21 protein-coding genes and 1 tRNA gene are annotated in these 21,911 nt (G+C 43.6%); 8 read left to right on the top strand and 14 right to left on the bottom strand.

The annotated features are described in order from the left end of the window. Positions 1–84: 84 nt before the first annotated feature. On the top strand, positions 85–429 hold the full coding sequence (gene rplT, locus D2V05_RS00870) for a 50S ribosomal protein L20 (RefSeq protein ID WP_119642233.1): 345 nt from the start codon (positions 85–87) through the stop codon (positions 427–429). Positions 430–640: 211 nt separating this feature from the next. On the opposite strand, the gene D2V05_RS00865 is transcribed toward rplT, so the two are convergent. Continuing rightward, positions 641–1,063, bottom strand: a complete 423-nt coding sequence (locus tag D2V05_RS00865; protein ID WP_119645738.1) for a secondary thiamine-phosphate synthase enzyme YjbQ — start codon at positions 1,061–1,063, stop codon at positions 641–643. 100 nt (positions 1,064–1,163) lie between these two features. Here D2V05_RS00865 and D2V05_RS00860 point away from each other — a divergent pair, with 100 nt between their 5' ends. Beyond that, positions 1,164–1,955, top strand: coding sequence for an HAD family hydrolase (locus D2V05_RS00860; RefSeq protein ID WP_119645737.1), 792 nt, complete (start codon positions 1,164–1,166; stop codon positions 1,953–1,955). Here the strand turns inward: D2V05_RS00860 and D2V05_RS00855 are convergent. The 5 genes from D2V05_RS00855 to tgt all read right to left on the bottom strand — a co-directional run bounded on the left by D2V05_RS00855 (position 1,952) and on the right by tgt (position 8,239). Beyond that, positions 1,952–3,232: an asparagine synthetase B gene (locus D2V05_RS00855; RefSeq protein ID WP_417935661.1), complete on the bottom strand. Its 1,281-nt coding sequence runs from the start codon at positions 3,230–3,232 to the stop codon at positions 1,952–1,954. The genes D2V05_RS00860 and D2V05_RS00855 overlap by 4 nt on opposite strands. A 13-nt stretch (positions 3,233–3,245) precedes the next feature. Further along, positions 3,246–4,793: a replicative DNA helicase gene (dnaB, locus tag D2V05_RS00850; protein ID WP_119645736.1), complete on the bottom strand. Its 1,548-nt coding sequence runs from the start codon at positions 4,791–4,793 to the stop codon at positions 3,246–3,248. Positions 4,794–4,960: 167 nt separating this feature from the next. Beyond that, on the bottom strand, positions 4,961–5,914 hold the full coding sequence (locus D2V05_RS00845; protein ID WP_119642224.1) for an acetyl-CoA carboxylase carboxyltransferase subunit alpha: 954 nt from the start codon (positions 5,912–5,914) through the stop codon (positions 4,961–4,963). A gap of 112 nt (positions 5,915–6,026) precedes the next feature. Then, entirely contained in the window at positions 6,027–7,109 is a 1,083-nt protein-coding gene (locus D2V05_RS00840) for an LptF/LptG family permease (protein ID WP_119645735.1), read from the bottom strand. Further along, positions 7,109–8,239 (bottom strand): tRNA guanosine(34) transglycosylase Tgt, encoded by a 1,131-nt coding sequence (tgt, locus tag D2V05_RS00835; protein WP_119645734.1) that lies wholly within the window; start codon positions 8,237–8,239, stop codon positions 7,109–7,111. Before tgt ends, D2V05_RS00840 begins: the two co-directional genes overlap by 1 nt. Positions 8,240–8,392: 153 nt before the next feature. On the opposite strand from tgt, the gene D2V05_RS00830 reads away from it, so the two are divergent. The 3 genes from D2V05_RS00830 to D2V05_RS00820 are packed head-to-tail and all read left to right on the top strand — an operon-like array spanning position 8,393 to position 10,866. Next, on the top strand, positions 8,393–9,238 hold the full coding sequence (locus D2V05_RS00830; protein WP_119645733.1) for a transketolase: 846 nt from the start codon (positions 8,393–8,395) through the stop codon (positions 9,236–9,238). A 16-nt stretch (positions 9,239–9,254) separates the two neighbouring features. Beyond that, positions 9,255–10,208, top strand: coding sequence for a transketolase family protein (locus D2V05_RS00825; RefSeq protein WP_119645732.1), 954 nt, complete (start codon positions 9,255–9,257; stop codon positions 10,206–10,208). 46 nt (positions 10,209–10,254) lie between these two features. Beyond that, the gene (locus D2V05_RS00820; protein WP_119645731.1) at positions 10,255–10,866 is read left to right on the top strand and encodes an outer membrane beta-barrel protein; all 612 of its coding nucleotides are present in this window, start codon (positions 10,255–10,257) and stop codon (positions 10,864–10,866) included. Positions 10,867–10,921: 55 nt separating this feature from the next. Here the strand turns inward: D2V05_RS00820 and D2V05_RS00815 are convergent, their stop codons facing one another. After that, a complete protein-coding gene (locus tag D2V05_RS00815; protein WP_119645730.1) occupies positions 10,922–11,872 on the bottom strand; it encodes an FKBP-type peptidyl-prolyl cis-trans isomerase in 951 nt (316 codons plus the stop codon). A 78-nt stretch (positions 11,873–11,950) separates the two neighbouring features. On the opposite strand from D2V05_RS00815, the gene D2V05_RS00810 reads away from it, so the two are divergent. Next, on the top strand, positions 11,951–12,322 hold the full coding sequence (locus tag D2V05_RS00810; protein WP_119645729.1) for an RNA-binding S4 domain-containing protein: 372 nt from the start codon (positions 11,951–11,953) through the stop codon (positions 12,320–12,322). Between the two features lie 35 nt (positions 12,323–12,357). Continuing rightward, positions 12,358–12,852: a phosphoribosyltransferase family protein gene (locus D2V05_RS00805; protein WP_119645749.1), complete on the top strand. Its 495-nt coding sequence runs from the start codon at positions 12,358–12,360 to the stop codon at positions 12,850–12,852. Here D2V05_RS00805 and D2V05_RS00800 read toward each other — a convergent pair. Further along, a complete protein-coding gene (locus tag D2V05_RS00800) occupies positions 12,844–13,356 on the bottom strand; it encodes a shikimate kinase (RefSeq protein ID WP_119645728.1) in 513 nt (170 codons plus the stop codon). The genes D2V05_RS00805 and D2V05_RS00800 overlap by 9 nt on opposite strands. Positions 13,357–13,475: 119 nt before the next feature. Here D2V05_RS00800 and D2V05_RS00795 point away from each other — a divergent pair. Next, positions 13,476–13,548 (top strand) — tRNA-Lys (locus tag D2V05_RS00795). Positions 13,549–13,777: 229 nt separating this feature from the next. On the opposite strand, the gene D2V05_RS00790 is transcribed toward D2V05_RS00795, so the two are convergent. The 6 genes from D2V05_RS00790 to D2V05_RS00765 form a co-directional block, all read right to left on the bottom strand. Further along, the gene (locus D2V05_RS00790) at positions 13,778–15,109 is read right to left on the bottom strand and encodes a glycoside hydrolase family 16 protein (RefSeq protein ID WP_119645727.1); all 1,332 of its coding nucleotides are present in this window, start codon (positions 15,107–15,109) and stop codon (positions 13,778–13,780) included. Between the two features lie 12 nt (positions 15,110–15,121). Further along, the gene (locus D2V05_RS00785; RefSeq protein WP_235855353.1) at positions 15,122–16,189 is read right to left on the bottom strand and encodes a family 16 glycosylhydrolase; all 1,068 of its coding nucleotides are present in this window, start codon (positions 16,187–16,189) and stop codon (positions 15,122–15,124) included. 23 nt (positions 16,190–16,212) lie between these two features. Continuing rightward, on the bottom strand, positions 16,213–17,949 hold the full coding sequence (locus D2V05_RS00780; RefSeq protein ID WP_119645748.1) for a cellulase family glycosylhydrolase: 1,737 nt from the start codon (positions 17,947–17,949) through the stop codon (positions 16,213–16,215). A 12-nt stretch (positions 17,950–17,961) separates the two neighbouring features. After that, the gene (locus D2V05_RS00775; protein ID WP_119645725.1) at positions 17,962–19,437 is read right to left on the bottom strand and encodes a glycoside hydrolase family 30 protein; all 1,476 of its coding nucleotides are present in this window, start codon (positions 19,435–19,437) and stop codon (positions 17,962–17,964) included. 24 nt (positions 19,438–19,461) lie between these two features. Continuing rightward, complete coding sequence (locus D2V05_RS00770) at positions 19,462–20,991, bottom strand: glycoside hydrolase family 30 protein (RefSeq protein WP_235855351.1); 1,530 nt, start codon at positions 20,989–20,991, stop codon at positions 19,462–19,464. A 67-nt stretch (positions 20,992–21,058) separates the two neighbouring features. Then, a complete protein-coding gene (locus D2V05_RS00765) occupies positions 21,059–21,910 on the bottom strand; it encodes a hypothetical protein (protein ID WP_147378201.1) in 852 nt (283 codons plus the stop codon). Position 21,911 lies beyond the last annotated feature (1 nt).

Here is a 21,911-nt window from a genome sequence, read left to right as displayed (position 1 = left end):
CCAACGGTACATTAATTATTAACCCTGGAGTTGGGCCCATAAAGTTCCCGTTTTGGGACGCCTGCTACAAAAAAATGAAACATTATGCCAAGATCAGTTAATTCAGTTGCTTCACGAGCTAGAAGAAAAAAAGTGATGAAGCAAGCCAAAGGTTACTTCGGAAGACGTAAAAACGTTTGGACAGTGGCCAAAAATGCGGTAGAGAAAGCAATGCTTTATGCTTACCGCGATAGAAAAACCAAAAAACGTAACTTCCGTTCCCTATGGATCACCCGTATCAATGCCGGGGCCAGAATGCACGGAATGTCTTACTCCCAGTTCATGGGGAAAGTTAAATCCAACGGAATCGAACTTAACAGAAAAGTTCTTGCGGATTTGGCCATGAACCATCCTGATGCCTTCAAGGCCATCGTGGAAAGAGTAAAGTAAAAATCAATATAAACTTACCCCGCTTATTAAAAATCCCGCCCAGTGCGGGATTTTTTATTTATTGGCCTAAAACAAGTCAACACGAATTATTCGAATTGGCTCGAATGGTTCTGTTTTTATTGCTTCCTGTAAAAAAAAGAACAAACCGATTGTTGCCCTGCCCTATCTAGCTCCTTAAATTGTTTATTGAAAATTGCACATTGTCAATTGTTTATTGTCCAAAAGCAGTGATGACCAGCTTTCTTCCAGAGGCATAGTTTCTATGCTCACATAGGTAAATACCCTGCCATATACCCATGTTCAGTCGCCCTTGGGAAATGGGAATCTGTACCGAAGCACCCATCAAAGAAGCCTTAATATGTGCCGGCATATCATCTGGCCCTTCATAATTGTGAACATAATAAGGGGCATTTTCAGGCACCATTTTGTTCATGTGGCTTTCAAAATCCGTGCGTACGGTTGGATCGGCATTTTCATTAATGGTCAAACTGGCAGAAGTATGTTTAATGAACACCTGCAGTATTCCCGTTTCAATTTTACCGATTTCAGGCAAGGCTTGTAAAACAGTATCCGTAATTAAATGGAAACCGCGTTTGTATGTTCTTAGTTGTATTTCCTTTTGAAAAAAATCCATGGTAATATCACTGATTCAGTACGAAATTAATACAAACTTTACCAAACCGACCATGAATCTTTGGTAGGAACGGAATACCTTTGCAGCTTAATTTTTTAGCATGGACCTATCACATATAAAAATGGTGGTTTCCGATATGGATGGCACTTTGTTGAATTCCAATCACGAGGTGAGCCAACGTTTCTTTGAAATTTTCAAAGAGCTACAAAAAAGGAACATCACCTTTGTTGCCGCCAGCGGAAGACAATACCACAGTATGGTGGACAAGTTGGACTCCATAAAGGATGAAATCATTGTGATAGCAGAAAATGGGGCCCTTGTTAAACAACAGGAAAACGTACTGCTCACAACGCCCATACATAAATCGGAAGTAAACCGAATTCTGGAAACATTAGTTCCTTTGGAAAACGTACATCCCGTACTCTGTTGCCAAAACAACGCATTTGTGGGAAGCGACTCCGATGCTTTCATCACCATGCTCAAGGAATATTATTCTGAATTCCGGATTGTGGAGGATCGGGCCAATGTGGACGAAGAGGTCCTTAAAATCGCCATTTATCATTTTGAAAGCTCAGAAAAATATATCTACCCTGCGGTTAAACATCTTGAAAATGAACTTAAGGTAAAAGTTTCGGGCGCCAATTGGGTCGATGTTTCCGATATGAACGCACACAAAGGGTATGCATTGCAGAAAGTGATGGAACAGCATAACATAGCACCCCATGAGGTTATGGTCTTTGGGGACTATAACAACGATCTGGAAATGTTGGAACTTTCGGAATACAGCTTTGCCATGGCCAATGCGCACCCTAACGTACTAAAGGCCGCCAAATTCAAAACATTGAGCAACAATGAATTTGGCGTGGAGCGGGTTTTGGAGAAACTTCTTTAAGTTTTCTGTTTCTTTTTTCTAGCTGCCGGGAACAATACGTTGTTCAAGATTAACCGATATCCCGGTGATGTGGGGTGAAGGTCCAGTTCCGTTTTGGGATCCCCTACCCTGTGTTGGTAGTCTTCAGGATCATGGCCCCCATAGAACGTAAAGAAACCTTTTCCTTTGATACCGTGGATATAGCGGGCCTCCCCATTGATCTTGTTTTCTCCCAGCACCATTACGGTAGGTTTTATCTCATCCCTAGCAAAAGCAGTAGTCTGCCCCATAAACCCTTTCACCAAACTGGTATGGTTCTGCGTTAACATGGTAGGCACGGGATCCCACTTGGCCGAAAATTCCATCAAAGAAAAATAATCGGATTCCTTGGGCACATTGCCTCTTCTATTGGTCATATCGATGGAAGAGAACTCATAACGCAAGGGGTTACGCTCCAAAATAAAATTGGTAAACGCAAAGGTATTCCCAAAATCCAATTTGGCCTGATAATTGGCATCCGAAGGATCACCATCGAACATGGGTTCGCAGATATCCACATTTTCGGCAGCCAGTGCTATATCAAAACTATCCGTTGCGGAACACATGGCGAACATAAAGCCACCTCCGATTACATAGTTCCTGATTTTGAGGGCCACGGCCAACTTTTCGTCGGATACTTTGGCATAGCCCAATTTTTGGGCCAATGCCTCAGCTTCTTCCTTGGCCTCAATATACCATGGAGCTGCTCTATAATGTCCATAGAACCTACCATACTGACCCGTAAAATCCTCATGGTGCAGGTGCAGCCAATCGTACAAGGCCAATTTGTCCCCCAACACTTCTTCGTCGTAAATAGTGGTATAGGGTATCTCGGCATAGGTAAGTACCATGGTCACGGCATCGTCCCAAGGTTGATTTTCCTTTGGGGAATACACAGCAATTTTGGGTGCTTTTTCCAAGATTACCGCATCTTGGTTTTGGGAAGGACTGCTGATCTCATCCAAAATTTGTTCCGCTTGCCCATCTGACAACACTTCAAATGAAACGCCCCTAATCTGGCATTCCTTTCGTATGGCATCCCCATCGGGCAACAAAAAAGAACCACCCCGATAGTTGAGCAACCATTGTACTTTTTGCTGTTTGGATAGCACCCAATAGGTAATCCCGTAAGCTTTTAAATGATTTTCCTGACCCTCGGCATCCATGGGAATAAGGATAACGGAAGCGAAGGATTTGCCAACAAACAGGAAAAATAAAAGAAGAATGGTGAGATTTCGCGCTTTTGCTCGAAATGACAAAAATTGAACTATTTTAGAACGGCACGTCGTTATCATCTGGGTCATCGTCACTGTTCATTGCGCTGCCAAAAGCTTCGTCCGCACTAGGGAATTTTGGCGTTGCAAAGGGATTTTCCTCATCCGCATTCATCTTCGATTGGAATTCGAATGGGGAATCAAAGTCATCCAAGTTATCAAATTTACCCAGAGCACCCACAAATTTTAACCTAATATTATCCAAACCACCGTTACGGTGCTTGGCCACAATAAACTCTGCTTGACCTTGGGTCGGGGTGCGCTCCTCATCGTCCCACTCGTCAATTTTATAGTATTCTGGCCTGTAGATGAACGAAACAATATCGGCATCCTGCTCAATGGCCCCAGATTCCCTAAGGTCTGAAAGTATGGGGCGCTTGCTACCCCCACGGGTCTCCACCGCCCTGGAAAGCTGTGAAAGAGCAATAACTGGTACATCCAATTCTTTAGCCAATGCCTTCAGGTTTCGGGAAATGGTAGAAATCTCCTGTTCACGGTTCCCTCCTTTTTGGCTCCCTCCTGCCGTCATCAACTGCAAATAATCGATGATGATGAGCCTGATCTTATGCTGTGATGCCAATCGGCGTGCCTTGGCCCGCAGGTCAAAAATGGAAAGCGAAGGGGTATCATCAATGAACAAGGGTGCTTTTTCCAAAGCCTTCACCTTTACGTTCAATTGTTCCCATTCGTGTTTTTCGAGTTTACCTGTCCTTAATTTTTCAGAAGAAAGACCGGTTTCGGAGGAAATCAAACGGGTAATCAACTGTACCGAGGACATCTCCAAAGAAAAGAAAGCAACCGGAATATCCGAATTCACGGCAATGTTACGTGCCATGGACAAGGTCAAGGCCGTTTTACCCATACCTGGTCTGGCCGCCACAATGACCAAATCACTGGGTTGCCATCCTGAGGTTAAACGATCTAATTTGTCAAAACCGGATGGAATTCCGCTGAGCCCTTCCTTATTGGAAATTTCCTCAATCTTCTTTTTGGCCTGGATCACCAAATTTTGAGCCGTCTCTGCAGAGCGTTTCAAATTACCTTGGGTTACCTCGTATAATTTGGCTTCCGCAGTGTCCAAAAGATCAAAAACGTCTGCGGAATCGCTATAGGCATCCTCAATGATTTCGTTTGAAATCTTGATAAGGCTCCGCTGAATATATTTTTGTAGAATAATCCGGGCATGGAACTCGATATGCGCGGAAGAAGCCACTTTTTGGGTGAGTTTTATCAAATAAAAATCCCCTCCAACAGCTTCGAGCTTACCATCCTTCTTTAATTGCGAGGAAACGGTTAATAAATCCACTGGTTCAGAGGATTCGAACAATTTGAAGATAGCCTCGTAGATGTATTTATGGGCATCTTTGTAAAAGACATCAGGATGTAGGATATCTATTACTTCATCTACCCCTTTCTTGTCAATCATCATAGCACCCAATACAACCTCCTCTAAATCAACTGCTTGTGGAGGTATTTTGCCTTTTTCAAGGCTTATCAGAGTGGATTTGTCCACTCGATGTCCGACTACGGGGCTAGGCTTATCCATGAATGCGAAAGTAGCTAATTAACCTTTAGTTAACTTTAATAATGATAGAAGCGATTTCCACAGGTACTCAACAATTAAAATGTTGATAACTTAAAATACCTGTTGATAACATAAAAAAATTCTAGGATATAACCTAATTAAAAAGGTTAACCTCTGAAAACCATGACTTATTCGTCGTAGACACCCATTTCGGAGTATTTTTCCATTCGGGTTTTGACCAGTTCTTTTGGTGATAACTTTTTAAGTTCCTCGTAATGAGATGAAATTTTATTTTTGACGGTCTCAAAAGTTTTCTCTCTATTGCTATGCGCCCCACCAAGGGGTTCCTTCACGATCTCATCGACCAATTTCTGCTTTTTCATATCGGCAGCGGTCAATTTTAGCGCATCGGCAGCTTGTTCTTTAAACTCCCAGCTTCTCCATAAAATGGATGAACAAGATTCAGGGGAAATTACCGAGTACCACGTATTTTCCAACATCAGTACCTTATCGCCCACTCCAATGCCCAAGGCTCCACCGGAAGCTCCTTCCCCAATGATGATGACAATGATCGGCACTTTAAGTCGGGTCATTTCTAAAATATTTCGGGCAATCGCCTCGCCCTGTCCCCTTTCTTCGGCCTCGATACCCGGATATGCTCCTGGGGTATCGATAAAACTCACCACGGGAATCCCGAATTTCTCAGCCGATTTCATCAACCTTAAAGCTTTTCTATATCCCTCAGGGTTGGCCATACCGAAGTTACGGTACTGCCGAGTTTTGGTATTGTATCCTTTTTGCTGGCCGATGAACATATAACTCTGGTCACCTATCTTGCCCAAACCACCGATCATGGCCTTGTCATCCTTCACATTCCTATCCCCATGTAGTTCCAAAAAGGTATCTCCACAAATGGCCTTGATGTAATCCATGGTGTAGGGCCTATTGGGATGTCTGGACAGTTGTACCCGTTGCCATGCGGTCAAATTTTTATAGATATCCTTTCGGGTCTCTTCCAGTTTCTTTTCAATCTGTGAGCAGGTCTCTGTGACATCCACATCACTTTCTTCCCCGATGATCATACATTTTTGAAGTTGTTCTTCAAGTTCTTTAATGGGAAGTTCAAATTCTAGATATTCCATGGAAAGTTGATATTTTCAATAAAAACAATGGGGACAAATATATAACATTATAGGTTACCCAAATAAATTGTCCAAGCCATTTAACGTCAATTCAATACGAGGTTTTTATGTATTAACGCTTGGCCTTCATGAGCATGTAAACGGCAAAGGCACCAAAAATTAGGTTGGGGATCAGCACCGCCAATAAAGGCGAAAATCCTGATTGTTCGGCCAAAGTGCCAAATACCTTATCAAAGAAAATATATACGAAGGCCACGCCTATACCGAACGCCAGATTGAGCCCCATCCCGCCACGTCGTTTTACGGAAGAAACCGCTACTGCAATCACGGTTAGAATGAACGCAGCAATAGGCAATGCCCAACGCTTGTATTTGACCAATACATAGGCATTGATATTGGAGGCCCCTTTGCTTTTCTGGTCCTTGATAAAATCATTCAGTTCGAACAGGTTTTTGGTCTCGGCGATATAGGAAACTGGGGTAAGATCATCTATCTCGAACGAAAAAATGGTATCCAACCTGCGTTTTGAATTTATGTATTCCGTTTCGTTCCTGATCTCGCGTTTCTCATAATTCGTCAATCGGTACACACTGTCCTTTTCAACCCACCTGATGTTACTTGCGGAAATCTTATAATCTAATTTACCGATGGTATCAAAATGTTCATAGGTAAAATTGTACCCGATCTGTCTGTTGGGATCGAAACTGCTCACATAGATATAATCCGTTTCGTTCAACTGATTGAAAATGTTTTCCGTGACCCTGTCCTGACGACCCTTTTTAAAGTATTTGTACTCGAATTCGTTGAATCCAATGCTCGCATGGGGCACAATGAACATTCCCATCATAAAAATAAGGATGGCGACCAGTGTGGCCCCAATAAAATAAGGTCGCAAGAATCTCCAATAGGACACTCCCGAACTCAAAATAGCCACAATTTCGGTATTGCTGGCCAGTTTGGAGGTAAAGAAAATAATGGAAAGGAAAAGGAATATGGGCAATAACAGATTACCGATCACTAAAGTGAAATTGCCGTAAAAGACCATGACTTCGGAAAGTGGCGCCTCATTATCGATGATCTTCCCAATCTTTTCCGCCAGATTGGCCATGATCCCAATGGGAACAAAAAGCATGAGCATCCCCAAAAAGGTGACCAGATAGCGTTTTAAGATATACCTGTCGAGTATGGTGAGCATCAGAGTCTTTTATCCATTTGTTGAACCATCTTGGTTTTCCATTCCAGAAAATCCCCTGCTAAAATACGTTCTCTGGCCGTACGTACCAACCAAAGATAAAATCCCAGATTATGGATGGTAGCAATCTGTTTGCCCAAATACTCATTGGCCGCGAACAAATGTCGCAAATAGGCCTTCGAATATTCCGTGTCCACAAAAGTGATTCCCATCTCATCTATGGGAGAAAAATCGTTCTCCCATTTTTTATTTTTGATGTTGATGGTGCCGTGCGCCGTGAACAACATTCCGTTCCGTGCATTTCGGGTCGGCATCACACAATCGAACATGTCCACCCCCAATGCAATATTCTCCAAAATATTGATCGGTGTCCCCACGCCCATCAAATAACGGGGTTTATCCTCTGGAAGAATGTCGCAGACCAGTTCCGCCATTTCGTACATTTCTTCGGCCGGTTCCCCTACCGAAAGTCCTCCAATGGCATTTCCTTCGGCACCAACCGAAGCTATATATTCAGCTGATTGCTTTCTTAAGTCCTTATACGTGGAACCTTGAACAATGGGGAAAAAACTTTGTGCATATCCATATTTATATGGAAGCTTCTCCAAATGGTCGATGCATCGGTCCAACCATCTGTGGGTAAGGTGCATGGAACGTTTGGCATAATTATAATCGCAGGGATATGGGGTACATTCATCAAAGGCCATTATGATATCGGCCCCGATGGTACGCTGGATCTCCATCACATTTTCTGGGGTGAACACGTGATGGGAGCCATCAATATGGGATTTGAATTTTACTCCTTCTTCTCTGATCTTACGGTTTTCGGAGAGCGAGTATACTTGGTATCCCCCACTATCGGTTAGAATATTTCGGTTCCACCCCATAAATTTATGCAGTCCCCCTGCCTCTTCCAAAATTCCTGTGCCGGGTCGAAGGTATAAATGATAGGTGTTGCCCAAAATGATGTCGGGATTGATCTCATCCGTCAACTCGCGTTGGTGAACCCCCTTTACCGAGGCAACGGTACCCACCGGCATAAAAATAGGGGTTTGGATGGTGCCATGATCCGTAGTCATCTCCCCTGCCCTGGCCTTACTCTGGCTATCCTTCTTTATTAAGGTAAAATCCAATGGTTTCGTTTAAAAGCGCAAATATAACGATCTCATTTTCGCCAACCCTTAACAAAAAAATAAAGTTTGTCAATAAGGCTCTTGATAAATAATGCGTTTCCGTTTGTTTAGCCGATCGAATGCCTTTACTTTTGATGCATTAAATATTACGCAATGCCAAATACGAAAGAATTACAGGACTTGGTCATACAGGTCAGAAGGGACATCTTACGAATGGTCCACAACGTAAATTCAGGACATCCGGGAGGATCCTTGGGTTGTACCGAATTTATGGTAGCCCTCTACAACGAAATTATGGATCTGAAGGAAGGGTTTGACATGGATGGAATTGGAGAGGACATCTTCTTTTTGTCCAATGGACACATCTCCCCTGTTTTTTATAGCGTTTTGGCGCGAAGGGGTTATTTCCCCCTTGAGGAACTCAACACTTTCAGGTTGATCAATTCAAGATTACAGGGCCACCCTACCACCCACGAAGGCCTACCTGGCGTACGCGTGGCATCCGGTTCATTGGGCCAAGGGATGTCCGTGGCCATCGGGGCCGCATTGGCCAAAAAATTGAACGGGGACGACCATTTGGTTTTTAGCCTCCATGGGGATGGAGAACTTCAGGAAGGACAGAATTGGGAGGCCATCATGTTTGCTGCAGGCAACAAAGTAGACAACCTCATTTCCACCATAGACAGAAATGGCCAACAGATAGACGGCCCTACCGAAAAAGTATTGCCGTTGGGCGATGTTGCCGAAAAATTCCGGGTGTTTGGATGGGATGTATTGGAAGTGGAAAGTGGAAACGACCTGGAAAGAGTGATAGCCGGATTGAAAGAAGCCAAAAGCAGAACGGGGAAAGGCAAACCCGTTTGTATGGTTATGGATACCGAAATGGGCCATGGAGTGGATTTCATGATGCACACCCATGCTTGGCACGGTAAAGCTCCAAATGATGAGCAATTGGCCACAGCATTGGCACAAAACCCAGAAACCCTAGGCGATTATTAATTAAGAAACAGACACCATGACTAAATATACAGATCAAGGAAAACAGGATACCCGAAGCGGCTATGGCGCAGGAATGACGGAACTGGGAAGGACCAACCCCAATGTGGTGGCACTTTGTGCCGACTTGGTAGGTTCCTTAAAAATCGAAACGTTCATTGAGGAGAATCCCGAAAGATTTTTTCAAGTGGGGATTGCCGAAGCGAACATGATGGGCATCGCAGCCGGATTGACCATTGGTGGAAAAATCCCTTTTGCCTCTTCCTTTGCCAATTTTGCAACAGGAAGGGTCTACGATCAAATTCGCCAGTCCATTGCCTATTCGGACAAGAATGTAAAAATATGTGCATCCCATGCGGGTCTTACCTTGGGGGAAGATGGAGCCACCCACCAAATTTTGGAGGATATCGGTCTGATGAAAATGCTCCCCGGGATGACAGTGATCAACCCCTGTGACTTTAACCAGACCAAAGCAGCCACCATTGCCATTGCGGAACACCATGGGCCTGTCTATCTTCGTTTCGGAAGACCTAAAGTGGCCAACTTTACCCCAGTTGATCAAAAATTCGAAATTGGGAAAGCCCTTATGTTGAGTGAGGGAACCGATGTCACCATCGTTGCTACCGGACACTTGGTATGGGAAGCCCTACAAGCAGCCGAAAGTTTAGAGAACCAGGGCATTTCTGCTGAAGTGATCAACATACACACCATTAAACCGTTGGACGAAAAGGCTATTTTGGACTCCGTGAAAAAGACAGGATGTATAGTGACCGCGGAAGAGCATAATTATTTGGGAGGCCTTGGGGAAAGCGTTGCCGGCGTATTGGGTATGCACCATCCTACCCCTCAAGAGTTTGTGGCCACAAAGGATACTTTTGGAGAAAGTGGTACACCCGAACAACTCATGGAGAAGTACGGTTTGAACAATAAAGCCATAGAAGCAGCCGTTTTAAGAGTGTTGAAGCGGAAATAGTTTCCGATATCTTTGATATTACTTCAACCCATTAAAACGAACATGTATGAAAAAAACGCTTCTAGTAGCAGTATTTGCCCTTATTGGGGCCACTGCCTTAGCCCAGAGTGGCTCAGGATTCGGTATTAAGGCCGGATTATCTTACAACAAAAATGGCGACTTGATCAGTTCTGTCGGCGATGGCGGGCAGGATATCGTTGAAGGCGCCAAGGGTAAAGCAGGGTATCATTTTGGTTTTTGGGGAAAATTGGATTTTCCCAAAATTTACCTTAGACCTGAATTGGTATATTCCAAAACGAAAAGTTCCTATGACGTGGATGGAGATACCCAAGATTACGACATCTCCAAATTGGACATGCCCGTTCTTTTGGGTTATAAATTAATCGGCCCCTTGCACATTTTTGCAGGTCCAGCTTTTCAATACACCTTAAACAATGATTTGGGTGATTTGGAAGTGGAGGATGTTAAAAATGACTTTACCGTTGGATTAAATGCCGGTGTAGGGGTCAATTTAGGAAATATCGGATTGGACGTACGCTATGAACGTGGTTTTTCCGAAAATGAGGCCGAGTTCATCGGGAATAATGTTACCGACATTTCCGGAAGGGTAGATTCCAGACCTTCACAGGTTATTTTCGCTCTTTCACTCAAGTTGTAAAATGTAAAAATTGAAATAAAAAAGGCCCGATGGATCCATCGGGCCTTTTTTATGTTTAATTGGTATCTGGGTCCAAGTAATCCGGAACGCCATCCCCATCCTTGTCCGGGTAGGGTTTTATAATATTTCCGTTGTCATCGGTAATCTCACTTCTTGTGGAAACCCCATCCCCATCATCATCAGCATCGTTAAAATTGGGTAAGCGGGCATAAACACTTTCATCATCATAATCTGTATTATCGTCAAACAAATATCCATTACCGTTTAAATCTTCCTCTATGGAAGGCACACCATCATTATCCCTATCCGTATTTTCCACATACAGCCCCAACTCAATCTTGAAAACCAAAGGTGAATAACTTGGTATAAGGGAACTGTTTGAATTATTAAAGTATGCCAGGCCCGATGGTATCACTATAATACCCAAGCCACTATTCGTAATATTGTAGGTCCCATCTGGATTTTCTACTATTTGGTCCTCGGTACCCGCATTAAACATGGCCACGCCATTACCGTATCCCCTTACCGTGGCTGGAAGTTCCTGCCATACAAAATCCTGGCTTTCATCAAACAATTTCCCGTTCAGAAGAGAACCTTGATATCGGACCAAGGTAGAATCGGCATAAGTAGGGCTACCCCCTTCACCTGTTCTTACTACAACATAATATAGAGTATGTTCTATATCTTCTTCCCCTGCACTTAGTCCTAGATAATCCGAAGATACTTTGATTACCATGGATTGGGCATCTTCCATCAACGATCGCTTATCAGCGTTATCCCCGGCCAAAGTATCGATCACAATTTTATAGTCAAACCCATCGGGCTCGTTTTCAAAATCTTCGTAATTGTAAAAATGTGTATTCAGATATTCCTTGATTGTTGCATCATCTTCTGGAGCCACATCACTCAATAGACTCGGTGGCACTTCCACCACACCATTATCATCCTTTTTACATGAAACAACCGCCATTACAAAAATCAAAGAAACAAAAATCCCGTACCTCATCAAGTATGTTATTTAGCTGCGCAAGATACAATTTTCCATTATTTTTGCTTTGTCCATTAACAAAGAATTGCGAAGACCATGCGCATTGACAAGTATCTTTGGTGTACCAGATATTTCAAAACAAGAAACCTCGCCTCCACTGCTATTAAAAAGGGGCAAGTAAAGATAAATGGTAGCCCGATCAAACCTTCGAGGGAGGTTTACCCCATGGATAAGATCGTGCTAAGAAAAGATCAAGTGGATTACCAACTGACCGTTCTGGACATTCCCGAAAGCCGAGTCGGGGCCAAATTGGTGGATATTTATAGAAAGGACACCACTCCAAAAGAGGCCTTTGAGCATAACGAACTGCTCCAACATGCCAAAACCCATTACCGCAAAAAGGGCTTGGGACGCCCCACTAAAAAGGACAGAAGGGACATTGAGGATTATTTGGACGAATCTGAATGAACTGTTTTATCTTTGAAACATTAAGCAACAATACGATGAACCGCATACTTACCCACGAACAGATCCAGCATATTGCAAAACGCATTGCCTACCAAATCTACGAGACCAATGTGGATGAAAAAGAGATCATCATTGCCGGAATAAACGGTGGTGGGATGAGTTTCGCGAAAAAGATTGCTGCCATACTCAAAAAGATCACCGAAGCGGACATTATCCTGTGCAAGATGGATATGGACAAAAAAAATCCATTGAAAAGCGGGGTGAGTACTTCTATGAATGAAAAGGATTATACCAATAAATCCATTGTTTTGGTTGATGATGTACTGAATTCCGGCACTACCTTGATCTATGGCACCCATCACTTCTTGAAAACGCCCATCAAGCAATTGAAGACGGCCGTACTGGTGAACAGGAACCATAAAAAATATCCGATTAAGGCCGATTTTAAAGGCATTTCACTCTCCACTTCCTTGAACGAGCATATCAAAGTGGTGTTCGAGCCCAATAACGATGCCGTTTACCTAGAATAGGATTTTTTTGATTTCGGTTACTACTGCCTCAGGTTTTCCCTTCCCATTGACCACATGATTGGCTTGGGAATAATAAGGAACACGCTCAAAAAGATGTTTCCCCACAAATTCTGGCAAATCCATATCGGGAATATCCTTAACTAACGGGCGATGTTCTTTTTCCCTGGCAATGCGGTCTACCAAATCGGGGATGGACATTTGTAGGTAGATAGAGCAATCTGCTTGTTCCAAAATGGTTTGTAAATTATTTCCGTAGCAAGGGGTGCCCCCTCCGGTAGACAATACAACGGATTCGTTTTCCTGTAATATTTTTTGTAGTGTCTGATGCTCCAATTTCCGAAAATGGATTTCACCTTTTTCAGAAAAAATACTTTTGATGGATTTTTTTTCCTGCTCCTCGATATAGTCATCAAGGTCGATGAACCGTATCCCTAATTCACTGGCCAACAGTCGCCCAACGGTTGACTTTCCGCTTGCCATATATCCCATCAAAACTACTTTCATATATTCGATTTCCTAGTGATTTCAAAAAAACACAAATTTATCATTAATTCACCTTGTAAAATAGATTATTGATGTTATATTTGCAGCCGCTTAGCAAAACACCTAGGCACTGTTAAAATGACCTGGTAGCTCAGTTGGTAGAGCATTTCACTTTTAATGAAAGGGTCCCGGGTTCGAGCCCCGGCCAGGTCACAAAACAAAAAGAAAAACCTTGACAATCACAGATTGATCAAGGTTTTTCTTTTTTGGACCATTTTGTTTGATGGTCTCCGAACCGTTTTACAGACTCAAGATTTTCAATGTTTATTGGCAAAATGCCGACACTGTTTTTTAGGGTACAGACCCTCACGGTCGTATCATTTTAGAAGGTTTACGCGATGGATCGGACATACATCAAAAATACCAATAGAATTTTTTAAATCTATTCCATTTTGTAGACCCTGACCCAATCAATGTATACAGAGCATGGAAACTGGGCTTCCGGTACAATAGGCCCGCCGTAGGTATAATCACTGCCCCCCACCCCTGCGCTAAGAATGGCGTACATTTTATGCTCAAAAGGATGCCATTCATCAAAATGGTTGGAATACTCGGAAATGGTAACCCTACGCCCATCGACCAGTTCCACAGATTTTTCATCCTGTCCATCCACGGTATATCCACCACCATCTTTTAAATAGTGGATATGGTAAATATTATCGTCCACAAAGAACTCTATCCGGTCATCATACCAATCTATGCCGTATTCGTGAAATCCCGAACTTCCCACGTTGGGGTCATTTTCTGGAGGCGGGAAATTTCCGTAGCCAGGCTCTTCGGGATTGGGTGTCTGTTGGGTTTCGTAACTATAATATCCGCCCAAGTGCCCATGGTTCCAATCTTGATATTGGTTGTTCTGCCATTCCCAGGCATAATGGACGGTCCCTAAATTGTGATAAGGTATGGAACCTACATACTCCATAATATCAATTTCACCTCCCTGGGGCCACATGATCGCATCCACCGTAACAGGTTTTTCCTGGGGCATCATCCAAAAAGCAAACCCCTGCCCTTGATACCTGACACCGCTGGCTTTGACCCGAGCCACGATTCGATGCCCAGTTCCCCAGGAACCTTTGTCCTTGGTATTGATCCTCCCACTGGTATATTCCCTATCCATAAAGGTTTCATCGCGTGTAGTAATCACCAAGCAACCTCCATCTGCATCTGTGATCCCATTTTGAAAGCTGATATTTTCAGGTCTATCGGTTGCACGGTCCAATTGTCCGGTTCCCCAATCTCCATTGACCCCAGTGCCCGTTTCATAGTTCCATTTGTCCAAGTCCAGACTTCCGTTGTTGAATTCATCGGACCAGACCAACCCTGTAAGTTCTTCAACATAAACGGTAACAGAAATGGTCTTACTTATAAATTGTCCTTGGTTATAGGCTGACACCACTATGCTATAATCATGGGTGCCTTCGTCAGTAAAGGTATAGGACAAGGTATTGGAGTTGGATTCCTTAAGTTGGCCTTCGATAAGTATCTTGTATAGTGTTGCATTGGTTGCCTGAAAGGTAAGATTGACCTCTCCACTACCATCCCCATTGGGATTCTCACTGGATTGCCCCACAATATCAACATCAATGGTAAGACCTGAAGGTTTTGTTGGTTGGGAAAAATTATCCGAGTTCCCATCGCTTCCACTACAGGATTGGGCCACAAATGATAGTCCAACAAACAACAGACACAATTTCACCAATTGAACGACCATTTCCTTGAAAGTTTATTGATACACACGCACGTAATCGATTTCCATGGTCGAGGTCTCAAAATTTGGATCGATATTACCGCCTAAATTGCCTCCCATGGCAACATTCAAAATAATGAACTGGTCCTTGTTGAACGGCCATGTCTGGTCATTTCGGGGAGTTGGACTATAGGTGTAATAAGCCACATCATCCAATAGAAAAACAATGCTTTCCTCTGTCCAGATCATGGAATACAGGTGGAACTCTGTAGTCTCATTGGCAATGGAAACTGCCTTATAATTTATGGTATTTCCAAAACTGGAAGAGGTATGTAGAGCACTTTGCACCTTGCCTGGATTATTACCTGTGTATTCCATAATATCAATTTCGCCACAGGCAGGCCATCCCACGGTGCCGATACTGGAACCCAGCATCCAAATGGCTGGCCATGTACCTCCTCCCCCTGCCAATTTCGCCCTCACATCTATACGTCCATACGTAAAATCGAATTTGTTCGCGGTAAGAAGTCTGGCCGAAGTATATTCAAATCCTTCATAGTCCTCTCTCTGTGCGGTTATCTTTAAAACGCCGTTTTCGACCTTAGCATTCTCCAATCTGTCCGTATAATACTCCGATTCATTATTGCCCCAACCATTGCTCCCGTTGCCTATGTCATATCCCCAATGGTTTGGGTCGGGGGCGCCATCTTGGTCAAACTCATCTTGCCAGACCAATTCCAGTTCATCATCAACATAAACCTTTACAGAGATACTAGTGCTGACATATCCTCCAGAATTATAGGCAGAAACCGTCACAGGGTACTCATGAGTGCCTTTTTTAAGAAAGGTATGGGAAAATGTATTTTCTGTCAATTCCACGCTTTTGCCATCCACATTGACCTTGTAATAGGCCGCATTGGTTGAGCTGATGGTGAAATCCACGATTCCGCTTCCATCACCATTTGGATTTTCGCTATCGACCCCGGCTACATTGGCCGTTATGGAAAGGTTAGAAGGTTTTATGTCACTCACACCCCCATCATTGTCACCTCCATCACTACACGAAAGGAACAGCAACGAAATCAGTAATCCTAAACAATTCATTTTGACCATGTTTTTGAAGCTATCTATTTGGCTGTAAATTCAATATAATTTAGATTGAACCCGCCTTTTTCAAACATCACCTTTAGCTTGTGGACACCTTCTTTCAAATCAACACCGGACAAAGTCGCTGTTTTGTATGAAGTGTCATTTCCTGTGGCGGCCAACTCCAAACTGCCCGATACGGTTTCCCCGTCAACTTTTAGGGAAAGTTTTCCTGTGCCCTCCAAGCCTAAATATCTCACGTTCATATTATAGGTGCCGGACTCCTTCACATTTACGGTAAACAGCAACCATTCCCCATCCTGTATATCAAAAACTTCGTAGCCATTGGTTTTTACATCCCCACAATTTTGAATATCCACCCCATCATTTCGCATTTTACGACCTTTGTTCCAATCTCCACGCTCCCCTGTACTCACCCGATAATTGATATAATCGGCATCTTTGTATGCATAATTGTTGGTCCCCATATCATACTCTGTGGCATAGATAAGACCAGGAATTGTATGTGTTTTGTAGGCTTTGGTCTCAAAAGTGTGCACTTGCCTGAACATAGCATCCACAACGCCGGGCTTAATGGTCACATTTTCCATTTTATAGTTCTCGGCCAACTGCATTAAAGCGTTTTTGGCAAACTCAACAGAAGGTTTTTCACCTCCATTCTGCCAATAGTTTAAAAGTGTTTCATACCCAGGGTTTTTGGTGACCGATGTAACGCCTGCAATATTTTCCACCTTTTTCATGGGCCAAAATGCCCAGCCAATGTTGTGGGATTCCATCAATGATAAAACATCCTTGAACCAGACATTGGAATTTTCCCCACTTTCTCCCAGCCAAATCGGCGCATTGTACATTTCCCTGTAATCCAGCACTTGTTGAATGGATGCCGTGGTGTTGAAATTCCAATATTTGTGGAAGCTTATGACCATATTGTCGTCCCAAAGTGGAAAAACACCATTGTAATTGTTCCCCCAGCAATTCCCTTCAATAATGATGATGTGTTTTTTGTCTATTTTTCGGATAGCCATGGTAATATCCACCATCAATTGGCGCAATGGGGCATTGTTCATTTCATCACATCCATTGGGGTTTTCACCTTCAAAGTTCCAGTTGGGCTCGTTAATGATGTCGTAGCCACCCATCCATGGGCTGTCCTTGTATCGTTCGGCCATTTTTTCCCAAAAAGCAATCATTTTTTGTTTGTTCGCCTCACTTTCCCAAAGGGAAGGTTTTGTGTCGTCATAATCCGAGATATTGGCATCATGGCCTTGTCCTCCCGGGGCGGCATGTAAATCAAGGATAAGGTACATCTCGTTATCCGCACACCATTTCAAAAGATTGTCGGTCATGGTGAATCCTTTTTCCAACCATGTATTTGTTCCATCCTTTTCTTCTTCAATGGGTGGGGTGTACAGGTTGTAATGCATGGGCAACCTAACGGAATTGAATCCCCAAGCTTTTAGTGAATCTATGTCACGTTTGGTGACCCCATTGGCCAAATAGGCCTCATAAAACTCCTCGGTATTTTTCTTGCCAATTAGTTCCGTTATCTTTTGTTTGATGGAGTGCTGTGGCCCAGCAAAACCAGCTGTTTGCAACATATACCCCTCTTGTACCATCCAACCGCCCAGACCAAGACCTCTAAGGAGCACATTGTTGCCTTGGCCGTCAACGATTTTTTGTCCATCTGTATGCAAAAAGCCTTGGCCGAACACTGTTGAACTTACCAGAATGGTTAAAAGGAATAGTATTTTTTTCATGAGGTTGTCCATTTATTGTTTCCAAATATAGGTAGCGACCGCACCGGGACTCAGTGAAGCGGCGGTCCATTCGTTCTTATATTTAATGTTGAAAGATTCCAAAGCATCCCCATCATTTTCCACAAGGAGAACTATGTTGCCATCAGGTGTCTTGAAGGCCACATTTTGAAGGTTCCCGGAAATATTGGAAGAAATCCGGGTAGACCCTTGTGGTACAAACTTTGAAGCGTGGGCCACAATATAATACCCTACATTTCTGGTGATATTACCTCCAGAACTTATGGTCAAGCCTCCCTTACAGATGGTACAACCACCATCCGTGTGCGGACCAAAGCTTTCATCGTTCGCCAAGTTCCATTCCAGGGCATTTCGGCTCCAGTTGCGCATGGACCCAATAATTACATTTTTTACATGCCACTTCAAATCCCCGTCAAAAGATCCGTTGGAAGAAGTATACTGCTCTGTAAAGTAAAGATTCTTCTCCGGAAATGAGTTGTGTACCGTGGAAAGTGCACTGATGTCCCCATTGTACAAGTGGAAAGCGGAACCATCCACATAAGGGTAAGCATCTGTATCGCTCAGTACCGTAATGGGATATTGTGGATTATCACAGTTATGGTCCCAAGCAATGATCTTGGTTGAAATATTTGCATCCCCAAAGGCTGGTCCAAGGTGGTCTTTGATGAATTCAGCCTGTTCCTCAGCCGTCATGACCATACTGGGATTGTTCCCATCATGCATGGGCTCATTCTGAATGGTGATGGCATCAATGGTTATGCCTTCTGCCTCCATTGCTTGAATATACTTCACAAAATATTGGGCATATACTCCGTAATATTCAGGCTTAAGGCTTCCACCAACAAAACTGCCGTTGTCCTTCATCCAAACCGGGGCAGACCATGGGGAACCTAATATTTTAATGTTTGGGCTTATTTCCAAAATCTCTTTAAGAACTGAAATAACACCGTCCCTATCCGGATCCAGGCTAAAATTATCGAGCGATTCATCCGTCTCACCTTCTGGCATGTCATCATAAGTGAAGGGTTCGGCATTCAGGTCGGATGCGCCGATACTTACCCTGATGTAGCTGATGGATATATCGTTTTCCGAAGTGCCGAACAATTCTTGCAACAACTCGTTCCTATCACCAGCGCTTAATTGGTTGATGACCTCCGCACTACCCCCTGTCAATGTAAACCCGAAACCGTCGATAGTTTGATAGGTCAAAGATGGATTTACCTCAATATTTGGATAGTTGTTGGGATTGGTACCGAACGGCAGGGCGTTCGACTGTTTCGTCAGCAATACACTTTTGTCCGGTTTGGTCAACCAAACATCCACGGATTCCGAAACGGTAGGCGGTGTCCCTGTGTTTGGAGGGTTTGGTGTTGGGCTATCCGAACCACCATCATCAGTAGAAGATGAACAATGTACCAGCAACAATCCGATCGCAAAGGATGCGGCAATCAATATATTTTTTGTGTTCATGAACAACAATTTCTTTCTATTTAATTAATAGACAACCGTTTGAATGGCATGTGCCGGAATCTCGATCCTTGTTCTTTGGTCACCTACGTATAGATTATATGAAATGGAGCTATCAGTTTGATTCATCACCACGGTGGCCATTTTTCCATCGGGATTCAAAAAGGAGGCACTGAGCAACGTACTTCTGCTCACAGCTGTTGCCACTCTTTTTGCCTGCGGCCTAACAAATTTTGAGAAATGTCCAATATAGTAGTATGATGGCGTGTAGATCAGCTCCCCTGTTCGGGTATCCGCATGAATCGGGGCAAAACAAAAATTGCCCACATGGTTGGGCCCTCCATTTTCATCCAAAAGGATGTTCCAATCCGTCCAACCGACAGTTCCATTATTAAAATCATTGATCATACTTTTGCCGTAACGCTCCGCGTTTGGCCAAAACTGATATTTAGCAGCATCAAAACGGTCATTACAACCTTCAGTAAACAACAAATTCTTTGAAGGATAGCTCTCTTGTACCTTTCCCACATTCTCATACAGCTGATCTCCACCTGACCAATCCTCGTACCAGTGAAATCCCATTCCCCATATATATTTTGATGCTTCAGGATCACCAAAAATGACATTGGCCCTCTGATCCATCAAATCCCTGTTGTGGTCCCAGACCACAATATTCTTTTCGGCCAATCCACTTTTTTCCAAGGCTGGGCCCAAATAGTTCTTCACAAAATCCCTTTCTGCCTCCGAACTGAAAATACAGGACTCCCAGGTTTGTTTCGCCATTGGTTCATTTTGAACTGTCAACCCCCAAATGGGAATATTCTCTTCCTCATAGGCCTGAATGAACTTTACAAAGTAATTGGCCCAAGATTGGTAGTATTCGGGCAACAAAGTGCCTCCCTGCAGCATATTTTTGTTGCTTTTCATAAAAGCCGGTGGACTCCATGGGGAAACATAGGTAACCAAAGACCCACCTGCCCTTGACAAGGCTTTCTTGATCATTGGGATACGGAATTCCTGATCATGGGCTATGGAGAAGGAGGTCAAAGCAGAATCCCCTTCTTGTATGTATGTGTAACTTCCACTGCTAAAATCGCAACTGTGGATATTGGTCCTCAGCAGCGTGTAGCCCAGACCTTTGTCCTTGCTATAATAGGCATCCAACAGCTCTTCCTGTTTTGTAGCATCCAACTTCGCAAACGTTTCTGCACTGGCATCGGTAATGGCCCCGCCAATTCCCAAAATGGTCTGAAACATTTTTTTAGGTTCCACAAATACCGAAACCTCTTTTTCCAAGGGTTGCTCAGCGTCTGAGAATACAGGACCTTCAGAAACGGCAAGCCGAAGAGCGGTGCTATTGGCAGTGGTGTAAATGGTTATTGGTTTTCCCTTGGCGGAAAAATCTATGGCCTCTTCCTCTGCAGTATCGGAGGATGTACTGCTCTTTACGGTATCATCACAAGAAATACTTAGGAAACATAAAAAAGAAAAAATGTAAACGGGGGTAAATTTCATGGCATTGGGGCCGGCAAAGACCGGCATGTTTAAATAGCCCATGGTTCAGCACACCATGGGCTATGAACTTAAAAAAATCTAACTCAAAACTAAATTAACTAACTTTCTTTTAATTGGTCCCCCTTAGCTCTACGTTGTCAATGGTTATGGCTCCAACGTTTCCTCCGCCACATTTTATTACCAAATAAATGGTGGTATCCTCGTCAAAGCTTACCACATTGCCACTACCAGAGCAACTCAGTTGGGACAACTTACCACTGAACGGTGTTCCCCCACAGCCTGCCCAGGTATTCAATCCGATTCTGGTACCATCAGCGGAATAATCACTAAGCTGAACAGGAGCTGTAGTGGAAACATATACTTCAAACCAAGTATCAACGGAACCTTCCCCTTGGACGCTCATATCCACAGCGTAGTTTTTACCACCCTGTACTTCAATGGCTTGAAAGATGCCCTGTTGGTTCCAGTCACTTGCAGTTATGGTAGCCGAGCCTGAATCAAAGGTCCAACTGGCTCCCGACGCACTGATGTTCAAAATGGTCCATTGGGCAATGTCCTCGTCGGTTTCAAACTTTCCGCCAACCACAAGGTTACCTGCATTGGGGTCCGATTCGGCAACCACCAATTCTTGGGAAGCACTTTTGCTCTCGCCTCCCCTTCCTACGGCTATATGCGTAATGTTATAGGTGCCCGCATCGGGCAAAAAAATCTCCTCTGTTGATTTTCCTTGGTAGGCACCTTCACCTATGTCCCATTTTGAGAAAATATAATTTAAGTTTTGGGCCTCCAAAACATACCTGTTCGCTGTTCCGCTGACCGGTGTAATAGTGAACGAAGCATCCAAATTTGGGTCGGTCAATCCATTGTTTTCAAAAGAATCCTCTGGTTGGCAACCAGCCAGCATGATCATGCCCAGTACCCCGAGTACAATTGATCTATATTTAGTTTTCTTAGGTATCATG

This window comes from Flagellimonas pelagia (assembly GCF_003584135.1).
GTDB classification, from domain to species: domain Bacteria; phylum Bacteroidota; class Bacteroidia; order Flavobacteriales; family Flavobacteriaceae; genus Flagellimonas; species Flagellimonas pelagia.
This window is presented reverse-complemented; position numbering and strand designations above follow the sequence as displayed.